The sequence below is a fragment of the Cupriavidus sp. UGS-1 genome (genome assembly GCF_021213615.1).
Lineage (GTDB): Bacteria > Pseudomonadota > Gammaproteobacteria > Burkholderiales > Burkholderiaceae > Cupriavidus.
The window spans coordinates 200,073-212,897 of record NZ_JAJQJF010000001.1 but is presented as its reverse complement, the minus strand read 5'-3'; the positions used below and the strand labels follow the sequence as shown (position 1 = coordinate 212,897).

The window sequence follows — 12,825 nt, the reverse complement described above, 5'->3', positions numbered from 1 at the left end:
ACAGCCGCCCCTATTTTGGCGTCGGCCCGTCTTCTCTGGAACGGCACCCACGCCGCGCCGGCCATCGCGGCCGCGCGGCTTCCGGACAGTCAACTTCGCTTGAAGAGGAGGTTTGCTGATGAAGATTGCCCAGATCGCCCCGCTTGCCGAGCGTTGCCCACCCAAGCTCTACGGCGGCACCGAGCGCATCGTGTCCTATCTGACCGAAGAGCTGGTCCGCCAGGGTCATGACGTGACCCTGTTCGCCAGCGGCGACTCCAGGACCGCCGCGAAGCTGGTACGCGGCTCCGACATCGCGCTACGGCTCGATCCCAGGGTGAAAGACCCGATCCCCTATCACGTCATGATGCTGGACGAGGTCCGTCGGCGTGCCGACGACTTCGATGTGCTGCACTTCCACATCGACCTGCTGCATTTCCCGCTGATCCGCGATATCGCCGAGCGCACCGTCACCACGCTGCATGGCCGGCTCGATCTGCCCGATCTGGCGCCGTTCTATCGCGCGTTTCCCGAATTTCCGCTGGTGTCGATCTCCGACCACCAGCGCCGGCCGATGCCGCCTGTCAACTGGGTCGGCACGGTGCACCATGGGCTGCCGCGCGACCTGCTGCCCTTCACCGCCGATCCGAAGGGGGGCTATCTGGCCTTCCTCGGCCGCATCTCGCCGGAAAAGCGGCCCGATCGCGCGATCGAGATCGCGGCGCGTACCGGCATGCCGCTGAAGATCGCCGCCAAGATCGACAAGGCCGACCAGGCCTATTGGGACGAGGTCATCGCGCCGATGATCGCCGCGCATCCGAAAGTCAGGTTCATCGGCGAAATCAACGAGCACCAGAAGGCCGAATTCCTCGGCAATGCCCGCGCGTTGCTGTTCCCGATCGATTGGCCGGAGCCGTTCGGCCTGGTGATGATCGAGGCGATGGCCTGCGGCACACCGGTGATCGCCTATCGCTGCGGCTCGGTGCCCGAAGTCATCGACGAGGGCGTGACCGGCTTTATCGTCGACGACATCGAGCAGGCGGCGGAAGCGGTCGGACGCATCGACGAACTGGACCGGGGCCGGATCCGCGCCACCTTCGAGCGCCGCTTCACCGTGGAACAAATGGCGCAGCGGTATGTCGAGATCTATCGCAGCCTGGCCGACCTGAACGCCGGTGCGCTGCTGCGCCGTGCCATGGGAGCAACGGTGGGCAACGCGATCGGCAGCGATCGCGTCGGTCTGCGTGCCCTCGCCTGAACCGCAAAGGATCGCGACGATGCCAACCGCCAGCACTGTTGCCGCTACCCACGCGCCGGCGCCCAGCGGGCCCGGCGGTACCCAGCTCGCCCAGTTCTTCATCCCGGCCGCCGCGTCGCTGCAGGAACGAAGGCCGCGCACGCTCAAGCATGGCGATACCTTCGCCGTGTTCGACCACAATGGCGATGCGCTGTCCGGTCCCGGCAGTCCCGAGGGCGTATTCCATCGGGACTGCCGCCATCTGTCGCACCTGTTCCTGTCGATCGATGGCGCGCGGCCGATGCTGCTGTCATCGACGCTGCGCGACGACAACGCGACGCTGACCTGCGACCTGACCAATCCCGATCTGTTCGACGGCGATGGCCAGCTAACGGTCGAACACGACGTGCTCCATCTGCGCCGCTCGCGCTTCCTGTGGAATGCGACGTGCTACGAGCGGCTGCTGATCCGCAACTATGACGACAAGCCGCGCCGCATCCAGCTCGAACTGGCGTTTGCCGCGGATTTCGCCGACCTGTTCGAAGTCCGCGGCTCGAAGCGCGAGCGCCGCGGCGAACACCATCCGGCCCGCATCACCAACAATCGGGTCATCCTCGGCTATACCGGACTGGACCAGCAGAGCCGGCACACCGCGCTGCTGTTCGATCCGGCGCCGACACGGCTGACCGGCAATTGCGCCCGCTTCACGATGGAGCTGCAGCCGAAGGAGGCGCGGCTGCTGTTCGTCGAGATCCGCTGCGGCATCGGCGAGATTCCGCAGCAGACGCGCTGCACGTTCTTCAGCGCGCTGCGCGATGCCAGGCGGGCGTTGCGCAACTCGGCCTCGCGCGCGGCCTCGATCGTCACGTCGAACGAGATCTTCAACGAGGCCGTCCGGCGCAGCGTGTCCGACCTGTACATGCTGATCACCGATACGCCGCAAGGTCCGTACCCTTACGCCGGCATTCCGTGGTTCAGCACCGTGTTCGGCCGCGACGCGCTGATCACGGCGCTGGAGACGCTGTGGCTGGACCCGAATATCGCGCGCGGCGTGCTCGGCTATCTGGCGGCCAATCAGGCCACCGACAACGATGCCGCCGCCGATGCCGAGCCCGGCAAGATCCTTCACGAGGTACGGCACGGCGAGATGGCCGAACTCGGCGAGGTGCCGTTCCGCCGCTACTACGGCAGCATCGATTCGACGCCGCTGTTCGTGATGCTGGCCGGCGCCTATCTGCATCGCACCGGAGACCTGGGCACGCTGCAGCGGCTGTGGCCGAGCCTCGAGGCCGCGCTGCAGTGGATCGAGCGCTATGGCGACCGCGATGGCGACGGCTTCGTCGAGTACGGCAGGCGCACCACCGAAGGGCTGGTCAACCAGGGCTGGAAGGACAGCCAGGACTCGGTGTTCCATGCGGACGGCACGCTGGCCAAGGGACCGATCGCACTGGCCGAGGTGCAGGCCTACGTCTACGGTGCCTGGCAGGCCGGCGCCGACATTGCGGGGCAACTTGGCATGACGGAGCGCGCCACCCAATGCGCCGCGCGCGCCGAGGCGCTGCGCGCGGCTTTCGACGCGGCGTTCTTCGACGAGGCGCTTGGCACCTACGTGCTCGCGCTCGATGGCGACAAGCGGCCCTGCCGGGTGCGCACGTCGAACGCGGGCCATGCGCTGCTGACCGGCATCGCGTTTCCCGAGCGCGCGCCCGCGGTGGTCCGCACGCTGATGTCGGGAACGTCGTTCTGCGGATGGGGCGTGCGGACCGTCGCGTCGAACGAGGCGCGCTACAACCCGATGAGCTATCACAACGGCTCGGTCTGGCCGCACGACAATGCGCTGATCGCCGGCGGCATGGCCCGTTACGGCTTCCATCGCGAGGCGGCACGGATCTTCGAGGGCCTGTTCGCGGCGTCCACCTATATCGACCTGCGCCGCCTGCCCGAGCTGTTCTGCGGCTTCCCGCGCCAGGGCACGCAGGGCCCGACCTTCTATCCGGTCGCCTGCATCCCGCAGGCCTGGGCCGCGGCCGCGCCGCTGTACATGCTGCAGGCCAGCCTGGGGCTGGGCTTCGACACCGAACGCGTGCATATCACCTTCGACGAGCCGGCGCTGCCGGCCTTCCTCGACGAGGTGGTCTTCCGCAACCTCGCGGTCGGCGGCGGCTCGGCCGACGTCGCGCTGCGGCGCTCGGGCCGGCATGTCGTCGTCGACATGCTGGAGCGGCGCGGGCCGGTGCGGGTGTTGACGACGAATTGAGGCACACACCTGAACCGAACACGGTGCGTCGTTGCCGGGCATCGATGGCAGGATGCACGGCTGCGCGCGGTGCTCTGATGGCGCGCAGCCGCGATAAACTGGCAGCTTGCCATGCCAGGAAATCACCGCCCGGAATGCGGCCGCTGCTATCGACCTTTCTTGCGATTCTGTTCAACGCCGCATGCATCGGCGTTCCGTTGGTCGCGCCGAGTCTTCGTTCCCGCGCCGTCCGACACCGTTGGGAACGGGGTGCCCGGCGGGTCGATGCGCCAGTCACCGTCAACGCGACGCTGGATCCCGCAGTGGGCCCGGCAGAATCCTGATGTCATTGATATTGATCGAAGCTGCGGCGCTCGGATGCCTTGCCGCCTGGATCTTGTGGCAGCGCAAACGACATCGGCTGGCACGCGTAGAGCAAGATGCCTGGGCAGACCGTGGAAGGGAGTTCGTACGCCAGGCTGACAAGTATCTCGGCAAGGACTTCAACGACGTGGAAGCCGAGATCGCTGCCGTGTTGGGGGACAAATATTCGTACTCCAGTTTCGACTTCGGGCATTGGGAAGCCTCCTGGGTCGCTGGCAATATCCGCATATGTGTCGGCGTCCATGGGACCCGATGCACGTACATATGCGAGGGCCGCCAATGGTAAGGCGATGGCAATCCGCTGGATTTCCGGCGCAGGCTTTCGGCGTTCCAGTGTACGGGTCCAGCCCGAAGTGATAGTGTAGGCAGCACTGCCATGCGCCGCCGCGGTGCGGCATTGCGCAGACCCTTCGCCGTTCGAAGTCGCCGACAGGAGCCCATTCATGACCCCGGTTTCCCACGCCAGCGTCCGCGCCGCCGGACCGAATTACCGGCACGAAATCACCACCGGCAAGCATCAGCTGGTGTCCGACGAACCCGCCAGGGCCGGCGGACAGGATGCCGGGCCGGCTCCGTACGACTATGTGCTGACCGGGCTGGGCGCGTGCACCGCGATCACGCTGCGGATGTATGCGGACCGCAAGGGCTGGGACCTCGGGGATCTTCGCGTCGAGCTGACGCTGCTGAAGAACCGCGACGGCGATACGCGGATCGAACGCACATTGCAGACGTCGGCATCGCTGAGCGACGAGCAGTGGGAACGCCTGCTCGAAATCGCCGGCAAGACGCCGGTCACGCGCACGCTGCAGGCCGGCGTGTCGATTGCAACCACGAGGGCCGCCTGATTCCGCGCGGGCCGGTGACCACCGCGACGGACTGACCACCGTGTCGATCCTGCGCAGGCGGTCCGGCTGGTTGTGGATCGCGGCCTTGGCGGCCGCCGCCTGGTGGGCCTGGCCGCGCGTCCAGCCGGTGCTGGATCGCATGGTCTACGGCATCCGCCTGGCCGCGATGCCGGCGCCGAAAGCGCTGCCGGTGCCGGTTGCCGGCGTATCGGCCAACGCGTTGCGCGATACCTGGAATGCCGCGCGCTCCGGCGGCCGCCGGCATCAGGGCATCGACATCTTCGCGCCGCGCGGACGCGAAGTCGTGTCGGCGACCGAAGGCATCGTGTCCCGCGTCGGCACCAACAATCTCGGCGGCCAGGTCGTCTGGGTCATGGGACCGGGCCGGCAGATGCACTACTACGCCCACCTCGACCGCTATGGCGAGATCGCGCCCGGCGATCGCGTCATGCCGGGCACCGTGCTCGGCTATGTCGGCAATACCGGCAACGCGCGCGGTACGCCGCCGCATCTGCACTACGGCATCTATACGCCGGCCGGCGCGATCAATCCCTACCCGCTGTTGACGGCGCGCATCGCCACGTCGAAGTAGTCTCGGCGCGAGTGCGCCAAACCGAAGCACCCCATACTCCCAACTTGAGGAAGGAGCAATGTCAGCACAAGACATGGGCCTGACGGGCCGCCATGCCGCCGCCCGCGGCACCGACAATACCGCCCGGTTGATCGTCTTCACCGGCGGCCCGGGCTCGGGCAAGAGCACGCTGATCGATGCGCTCGAGCAGCAAGGCTACGCCCGCTCGGAAGAAGCGGGCCGCGGCATCATCCAGGATCAGGTCGCGATCGACGGCCCCGCGCTGCCGTGGCGCGACCGGCAGGCCTTCGCCGAGGCGATGCTCGGCTGGGAACTGAGGTCCTATCGCATGGGGCAGCGGCAAGCGGGCCCGGTATTGTTCGATCGCGGCGTGCCGGACGTCATCGGCTATCTGCGGCTGTGCGAACTGCCGGTGCCGGAGCATCTGCTGCGGGCCGCCGCCGCATTCCGCTATCGGCAACAGGTCTTCATCGCACCGCCGTGGCCGGAAATCTATCGGCAGGACGCGGAGCGCAAGCAATCGCTGGACGAAGCCGAGCGCACCTTTGATGCCGTCGCGCAGGCGTATCGCGATTGCGGCTATACGCTGATCGAACTGCCGCGAGCCGACGTGGCCACCCGCGTCCGCTTCGTGCTCGACAGCATCGGCGCCAGCGCGATCGCCTGACCGCCGGCGCCCTCACGCCAGCCGCTTCAACAGGCACGAGGCGGCCCGCAGATCCGCCGTGCCGAATCCCTCGGTGAAGGCTTCATACACCGGCGCCAGCACGTCGATCGCCGGGCCGCGCGATCCGACATCAGCCAGAAGGTCCGCCAGACTCATCGCGCAGCGCAGCGACAGGGACCGGGCGCCGTGTTCGTCGGCCATCGCCAGGCCCGCCCGCATCGATCGCTCCGCGGCCTCGGCATCGCCAAGACGGCGCAGGCGTTCGCCCTCGATCCGCAACAGCTCGGGGGAGATCCACGGTACCACCCCGGTCCGGCCGCGTTCGAAATCCGCCGTCTGGACCAGGTCCGCGTCGAGTGTGCAGAGCGTGTCCCGAAGCGATCGCGGCCAATTTGCCGGAACGTCGGCGTGGTCCACCTCGCCGCGACGACGGCCGAGCACCAGCGCATAGCCTTCGCCGAAATGGCCCCAGAACGTCAGTGCGTACTCCGCCGCGCGTTTGCGCAACAGAGCGGTATAGCGCTCGGCCCGCTCGCCGTCACCGCTCCAGAACGCCACCGGCCCGCACCCCACCGAGATGGCAAAGCACAGCGACAGCGAATGGTTGATGTTCAGCGCCCGCTCGACCGCTCCTTCCGCATGATCGAGCGCGCTGTCCGGAAAACCCTGTAGCCACAGGATGCGCGCCAGCGTCATCAGCGCCGCCACGCGCTGGTCGAACTGGAAGCCGCTGCGCCGCGCGCTGACATTGACGTTCAACGGTTGTGCCAGCACCCGCCGCGCGTGGAAGTTCGCCCTGGCATGCTGGCCGGTGAAATGCATGCTCAGCGTCATCATCCTGTCATGCACCACCGCGTCGGCCGGATTGCCGGTCAGCGGAGCCAGCTCCCCGTACTGATTGGCCCGGCGGACGGTCAGCGGATAGTCCCCCAACGAATTGCTGACCAGCCACAGGCCCCATAACGCATGCAGCTGGTCTGGAATCGAATTGGTCCGCTGCGCAAGCTCCAGCGCACGCTCGAAGGTCGCGATGGCAGCGGGTCCTGCACCACGGCTGTTCCACAGTGCATGGCCGTGGGCCTCGCGCACCGCGATCTCGCGAGCGGGGTCGAGCGCGTCCGTACCGGGCAGCAGTTCGAGCAGTCGCTCGACCAGCGACAGGTATTCGGCCATATGGGACAGCGCGTACCACAGCGGCGCGGAGGCGCCGGCCAGCGCGGCGCCGATGTTCAGATCCCCGCGCTCGGACAGGCTCCAGTGCAGCGCGAAGCGAAAGTCGTCGAGCAGGTAGGCATGGCGCGCCAGCCATTCGCCCTGCGGCTGATGCGGCCTCGCGCGTTCGGCCGCGTCGGCGAGCTGCACCATGTGGCCGGCATGCAGGCGCGACACCCTGGCCGTTTCGCCATGGCTTTCCATCTGCGCCAGCCCATACTCGCGCGTGGTCTCCAGCAGCCAGTACTGCGCGACCTCCCCACTGACGTCCGACATCAGCAGCGACTTGCTGACCAGGTTGTAAAGATGCTCGTCGACATCGCCGGCCATCGCGCAGCCGTCCATCAGGGCCCTGGCCCCTTCCGCGGTAAACCGGCCACGGAAGATCGACAGGCTTCGCAGCAGGCAGCGCTCCGGTTCGGGCAGCAGCGCATAGCTCCAGTCCAGCGCCGCCCGCAGAGTCTGGTGGCGCGGCAGCGCGGTGCGGCGTCCACGGGTCAGCAGGCCGAGCCGATCGTCGAGATGGGCAGCCACGCCGCGCATGCCGAGCCGGTCCACCCCCGCGGCCGCCAGTTCAAGTGCCAGCGGTATGCCGTCGAGCGCGCGGCAAATCCGGCCAAGGGCCGGCAGATCGGCTTCGCATAGCTCGAACGAATCAAGGCTGGCCCTGACGCGCTCGACGAACAGGTCCGCCGACGCATAGCCGAGTGTCTGTTGCACGCTGAGCTTTTCCAGCATGGGAGGTACGCTGAGCGAGCCGAGCCGCTGGACCCATTCGCCGTGGATGCGCAGCGGCTCGCGGCTGGTCATCAGCAAATGGACGCCAGGCGCGCCTGTCAGCAGCGCCTCGGCCAGTTCCGCGGCGGACTCGATCACATGCTCGCAATTGTCCAGCACGATCAGGACGCGACGGTCCCGCAGATGGGTCAGCAGGACGTGCAAGGATGCCGCACCGGGCGCGGAAATCCCGAGCGCGGCGGTAACGGTGTTGGTGACCAGCGAGGCGTCCTTGAGCGGCGCCAGATTGACGAATACCGCGTGCTGGTCAAACGAAGGGGAAAGCTGCCTTGCCGCGGCGAGTGCGACCGTGGTCTTGCCCATTCCGGCCGGTCCGGTCACCGTGACGCACCGCCGCTGCGGCAGCTCCCGCACCAGTTCGGCGACGACCTCGTCCCGGCCGATCACGCGCGCTACCTGCGCGGGCAGCGGCATCGCCATCGGCGCATGCGGGGCCGGCACGGTGCCTGTTGCCGTGGGTATCGGGCCGCCTGCACCGGCCATCCCGCCCGCTCCGCCTGCTTCGGAGGCAGTCGTTGCCGGCAAATCCGGCGCGCTTCCCGGCGTGACCTGCGCAACGAAGCAGTAGCCCTGCATCGGCACGTTGACGATGTAGCGATGTGCCTGCCGGCCATCGCCAAGCGCCTTGCGCAGGCCGGCCAGATGGACCCGGAGCGCGCCGGATTCGACGATCACATTCGGCCAGACGCGCGCCATCAGTTCGGCGTTCGGAACGATTTCGCCAGCCCGCTCCACCAGCGTCACCAGCAGATCGAACGCGCGGCTGCCGAGCCGTACCGGCACCCCGCCTTCCAGCAATACGCGCTGACGCGGGAGCAGGCTGAAAGGGCCGAAGTTCAGCGTCGCCTCGGGCGCCATGGCTATGGCCCCTGCCGCGCCATCAGGGCAGCGCCGTTCGCTCCCGGAACAAGGAATTGAAATCGCCCGACCATTGCGTCCCCGACTCGATGACGGCTTCCAGCGCGAAGATACCGTGACGCGGGCGCGCGCCGGAATCACAGCTTTCTATTAGTCCAATCGGGTGAGGCAAAGGCATGCCCGGCGAAAAAGCGGGCGATTGTATGACACATTGCAGGGCGCTCGCGGCGAGCGAGCCGATTCCATGCTCGGCCTCAAGCCGTCATGCGGCCACGGTCATGGCCACGGCCGCGGTGCCGGCGACATCCTGGAATTCGCGCCGATACGCGCCGGGAGTGGTCCCGCGCCTGCTGCGAAACACGCGCAGCAGCTGGTTCTGGTCGTCATATCCGACGGCAGCGGCAATCTCGGTCACCGTCATGCGCGTGGTCCGCAACAGTTCGCACGCGGCCTCGACCCTGCGCTCGACCAGCCATTGCCGTGGCGGCTGTCCGGTGGACATCTTGAAGGCGTGGCAGAAGTGATGGTACGAAACGCCGATCTCGCCAGCCAGCACGCTCAGCGGAATATCCTCGGCGAGATCGCGCGTCATCAGCTCGCAGGCCTTCTTCAACTGATGGGGCGCCAGGCCGCCGCGCCTGGCGCGGAGCTGCCCCTCGACCAGCGTGGAATGGCGCCGCAGGACCTGCAACGCAATCAGGTGGGCGCGACTGTCCATTTCGAGCCGGGTCGGCGCTTCGTCAGGGTCCAGCGCGCGGCGCAAATACACATCGAGCATCGACACAAGCTGAGCATCGCTTCTCATCAGTTGCCCGCAGCAAAGCAAGCCGTCGCAGTCGGCCGCATCGCCGAGCCAGTCCACGGCGACGGTACGCAGAAAGGAGTCGGCCAGATGGAAATGGACGTAGCAGGTCGGGCCAGCCGTCTTCACCCGCAGCGACAGACCCATCGGGCGGAGCAGGAAGCCGTTCGGCGGCAGCGTTTCGATGATGTGGCCGGACGGCAACACCCGCTGCACGGTGGAGGCCGACAAATGCCACTCCAGGATATGGCCGTCTACAGGCGGCGGTACGGGCGCGGCCTCGCCATCCACGGAGGACTCCCACACCGTGACCGGCATCAGCCAGCTTGCCCCCCGCCGTGCCTGAACCCGGGCGCCCGGTGACAACGGAGCGCCGCGCCCCGGCACCCCGTTGTCCATCACATGTCGCGCGACGCCGGGCTCGAGCAGCGAGCTCGCGGCGCGGGCGGTCGGAGGCGGCGGAACGCGCCTTGCGGCAAGGCCAAACGTGGCGGCTGGCGGCGTATTCATGGGGATCTGTGGCTCAGTGGAGACAGAAATGCATTGCGGTCATTCTTGTCGGCGCCTGCGCATAACGCGAGTTAAGACTTGCTAAGAACGCTGCGGGCGCCTGATCCCTGCCCGCCCCAACTCCCGCCGGCCCGCGGCCATGCCGGGCGATTCTTAGCAACGAATAACTCGCCCCTGCCGCACCGCTGGACCAACATCAACGGTGTCCCCGCGGCACTGCCTCACCCCACCATGACCGCCGAACCATTTCGAGCCCTGCTCCTGCCATTGACCCTGGGCGCGCTACGCCTGCGACACCGGATCTTCATGGTCGGCGCCCCGGCGGACCCTGTCCGCTGCGCCCGCCAGGCCGACAGCCACGGAACCGCCGAAGGCCGATTGAGGGTCTGCGCGCTGGCCGACGGCGCGCTGGCCGGACAGGGTCATCCGCTGACAAGGGGGATCGCCTGCGCCGGCGAGGTCAATGGCTGGCTCGAGACCACGCGTTCGATCCATGCGGCAGGCGGCATTGCCGTGGCGCGCATCGGCGCATCGGCCGGTGCGGTCGACTTGCCGCTGAACGAGGACCAGATCGATGCGGCGCTCGACGCGTACCGTACCGCGGCGGAGCAGGCCATCGACGCGGGCTTCGATGGGGTCGAGCTTGCCGCGACGCTCGGTACGTGGCCGGATCGGATCGGCCGGACGTCGGCCGACAGCGGCTTCCTGCGCGACGCGGTCCAGGCGCTGCTGAACACATGGCCGCCGGACCGCGTCGGGCTGGCCTTGAGCCTGCCGACGACGGCGGCGGAACTGGCGCGTGCGCAGGCGGCCGTACGCGCGGTCGGCACCGAAGCCCTGGCCTATGTCCACCTTCAGGCCACAGGGTCCGGCCACGCCACCTGTTGCCAGCCGTTCGCGGCGGGCGTCCGGCTCGCGCATCGTGGCGGCCTGATCGTCAGCGGCCACTGGACCGACCGCCTTGCCGCGACGGCGATCGCCAGCGGCAGGATCGACGCCGCCGGGTGTCTCGGCGCAGAGGCAGCGCCTCCGCGCCCTGTCCAAGGGCCCGCAGGCAACAGCATTTGGGCCCGCACGTAAATCATGGCTTTGTATGATGTCGAGCGGCATACCGCGGGCTGGATAGTCGGCACGGTTCGCGCGATCATATGGCACCCCGACGGCCGCGCTGGCCGCGGCTACACGACTACGCGGACCAGTCCGACAAGGGAGACAGGACGTGCACGGAGATCGTCGCGATGCATGACCCGCGCCCAGCTGGCGACTGGTTCGGTGGCCACATCGAACTGCTGTCCGACGAGCCCGATCGCCGGATCTATCGCGGACACCCCTCCCCTGCGAAGCCCCTTGCATCTGCGCTGCTGGTGGTCGAAGCGGTCGGCCGCCCCGGCCGCAAGCCGGATTGCGCCCGCCTGCGCCACGAAGACCGGCTGAAGGAGCGGCTCGATGGCGAATGGGCGGTCGTTCCGCTTGCCTTCGTCGAGCAGAGCGGCGCACTGCTGCTGCACGATCCGGGCGGCGACATCGCGTCGCGGCTGGCCGGGCCGGCGCTGGCCATCGAGCGATTCCTGGCCATCGCGATCGCGCTGGCCACCGCCGTTTCGAAGATGCACCAGGCGGGATGGCTTCACCGGGATATCCGTACGGGAAACGTCGTGTTCGATGCGGCGACGGGCACCGCCCGCCTGACCGGCTTCGGCATCGCGGTGCCGCCCGGCCAGGATCCGGGAGACGAAGCCCCAACGTTCGGCACGTTCGCCTATATGGCACCGGAGCAGACCGGCCGCATCCATCGGCGCGTCGACCAACGAAGCGACCTGTACTCGCTGGGCGTCACGCTTTACGAACTGCTCACGGGCACGTTGCCCCTGACCGCATCGAGCCCGGCGGAATGGATCCATGGCCATCTGGCCAGGCAACCGGCTCCGCCCATGCACCGGCGTGAATCCGTGCCGGCGCAGCTCTCCGACATCGTGATGAAACTGCTCGGCAAGAGCCCGTGCGACCGCTACCAGAGCGCGAGCGGGCTGGCATCCGATCTTGCCCGTTGCCTGGCGCAATGGGAGGCCGACCGGACGATTCGGCCGTTTCCCCCCGGGGCGGGCGAATCGCCCGAACGATTCCGCTTCCGCGAAGGACTCTATGGCCGCGACGCCGAGCTGGCGCAGCTCGAAGCCGCTTATGCCGACGTCGCCAATGCGGGCGAGCGCCGGGTGGTGCTGGTCTCCGGCTATTCCGGTATCGGCAAGTCCGCGCTGATCGACGCATTGCGCAAGACCCTCGCGGCGTCGACCGCCCCCTTCGCGATCGGCAAGTTCGACCAGTACAAGCGCGCCGAGCCGTACACAGCCGTGGCCCAAGCACTCCAGCCTCTGGTCCGCGAGCTGCTCGGCAAGGCCGAGCATGAGCTGCAGGCCTGGCGTGCGCCGCTGCAGGCGGCGCTGGGCGGCCATGGCGGCCTGATCGTCGACCTGATCCCCGACTTGAAGCATCTGCTCGGCCCGCAGCCGGAGATCTCGGAGCTTTCCGGCACCGAGGCGCGCGCGCGCTTCCTGCGCGTGTTCCGCAGCTTCATCGGGGTATTCGCCCGTCCCGGGCATCCGCTGGTTCTGTTCCTGGACGATCTGCAGTGGCTGGACACCGCGACGCTGGACCTGTTTCGCGACCTGGCAACGCATCCCGACATGGCCAACCTGCTGCTGATC

9 protein-coding genes and 1 pseudogene are annotated in these 12,825 nt (G+C 67.9%); 7 read left to right on the top strand and 3 right to left on the bottom strand.

Annotated features, from left to right (window positions below; genetic code table 11):
* Positions 1-118 precede the first annotated feature (118 nt).
* A complete protein-coding gene (locus LRR16_RS00915; protein WP_006576637.1) occupies positions 119-1,237 on the top strand; it encodes a glycosyltransferase family 4 protein in 1,119 nt (372 codons plus the stop codon).
* 19 nt (positions 1,238-1,256) lie between these two features.
* Positions 1,257-3,473, top strand: coding sequence for an amylo-alpha-1,6-glucosidase (locus tag LRR16_RS00910; RefSeq protein ID WP_023263282.1), 2,217 nt, complete (start codon positions 1,257-1,259; stop codon positions 3,471-3,473).
* A 325-nt stretch (positions 3,474-3,798) separates the two neighbouring features.
* On the opposite strand, the gene LRR16_RS00905 is transcribed toward LRR16_RS00910, so the two are convergent.
* On the bottom strand, positions 3,799-4,281 hold the full coding sequence (locus LRR16_RS00905) for a hypothetical protein (RefSeq protein WP_232204448.1): 483 nt from the start codon (positions 4,279-4,281) through the stop codon (positions 3,799-3,801).
* Here LRR16_RS00905 and LRR16_RS00900 point away from each other — a divergent pair.
* From LRR16_RS00900 to LRR16_RS00890, 3 genes are all read left to right on the top strand, one after another.
* Complete coding sequence (locus LRR16_RS00900; RefSeq protein ID WP_232204437.1) at positions 4,280-4,681, top strand: OsmC family protein; 402 nt, start codon at positions 4,280-4,282, stop codon at positions 4,679-4,681. The two genes, LRR16_RS00905 and LRR16_RS00900, sit on opposite strands and share 2 nt — an antisense overlap.
* 139 nt (positions 4,682-4,820) lie before the next feature.
* Positions 4,821-5,273: a M23 family metallopeptidase gene (locus LRR16_RS00895; protein ID WP_157071884.1), complete on the top strand. Its 453-nt coding sequence runs from the start codon at positions 4,821-4,823 to the stop codon at positions 5,271-5,273.
* Between the two features lie 73 nt (positions 5,274-5,346).
* Positions 5,347-5,940 (top strand): AAA family ATPase, encoded by a 594-nt coding sequence (locus LRR16_RS00890; protein WP_174780824.1) that lies wholly within the window; start codon positions 5,347-5,349, stop codon positions 5,938-5,940.
* 12 nt (positions 5,941-5,952) lie between these two features.
* Here LRR16_RS00890 and LRR16_RS00885 read toward each other — a convergent pair whose 3' ends face one another.
* Both LRR16_RS00885 and LRR16_RS00880 read right to left on the bottom strand, forming a co-directional pair.
* A complete protein-coding gene (locus LRR16_RS00885; RefSeq protein WP_232204435.1) occupies positions 5,953-8,808 on the bottom strand; it encodes a winged helix-turn-helix domain-containing protein in 2,856 nt (951 codons plus the stop codon).
* A gap of 262 nt (positions 8,809-9,070) precedes the next feature.
* Positions 9,071-10,120 (bottom strand): AraC family transcriptional regulator, encoded by a 1,050-nt coding sequence (locus LRR16_RS00880; protein ID WP_232204433.1) that lies wholly within the window; start codon positions 10,118-10,120, stop codon positions 9,071-9,073.
* A 231-nt stretch (positions 10,121-10,351) separates the two neighbouring features.
* Between LRR16_RS00880 and LRR16_RS00875 the strand changes: the two genes are divergently transcribed.
* Both LRR16_RS00875 and LRR16_RS24465 read left to right on the top strand, forming a co-directional pair.
* Positions 10,352-11,200 carry a hypothetical protein gene (locus tag LRR16_RS00875; protein ID WP_232204431.1) on the top strand — a complete coding sequence of 283 codons (849 nt, stop codon included), beginning with the start codon at positions 10,352-10,354 and terminating at the stop codon, positions 11,198-11,200.
* Positions 11,201-11,268: 68 nt separating this feature from the next.
* Positions 11,269-12,765: pseudogene (locus LRR16_RS24465) on the top strand (serine/threonine protein kinase); the annotation flags it as partial.
* Positions 12,766-12,825 lie beyond the last annotated feature (60 nt).

Bases quoted from the DNA above. Each gene is read 5' to 3' on its own strand.
- LRR16_RS00915 (WP_006576637.1), top strand. From the start codon at position 119: ATGAAGATTGCCCAGATCGCCCCGCTTGCCGAGCGTTGCCCACCCAAG.
- LRR16_RS00910 (WP_023263282.1), top strand. From the start codon at position 1,257: ATGCCAACCGCCAGCACTGTTGCCGCTACCCACGCGCCGGCGCCCAGC.
- LRR16_RS00900 (WP_232204437.1), top strand. From the start codon at position 4,280: ATGACCCCGGTTTCCCACGCCAGCGTCCGCGCCGCCGGACCGAATTAC.
- LRR16_RS00905 (WP_232204448.1), bottom strand. From the start codon at position 4,281: ATGAATGGGCTCCTGTCGGCGACTTCGAACGGCGAAGGGTCTGCGCAA.
- LRR16_RS00895 (WP_157071884.1), top strand. From the start codon at position 4,821: ATGGTCTACGGCATCCGCCTGGCCGCGATGCCGGCGCCGAAAGCGCTG.
- LRR16_RS00890 (WP_174780824.1), top strand. From the start codon at position 5,347: ATGGGCCTGACGGGCCGCCATGCCGCCGCCCGCGGCACCGACAATACC.
- LRR16_RS00885 (WP_232204435.1), bottom strand. From the start codon at position 8,808: ATGGCGCCCGAGGCGACGCTGAACTTCGGCCCTTTCAGCCTGCTCCCG.
- LRR16_RS00880 (WP_232204433.1), bottom strand. From the start codon at position 10,120: ATGAATACGCCGCCAGCCGCCACGTTTGGCCTTGCCGCAAGGCGCGTT.
- LRR16_RS00875 (WP_232204431.1), top strand. From the start codon at position 10,352: ATGACCGCCGAACCATTTCGAGCCCTGCTCCTGCCATTGACCCTGGGC.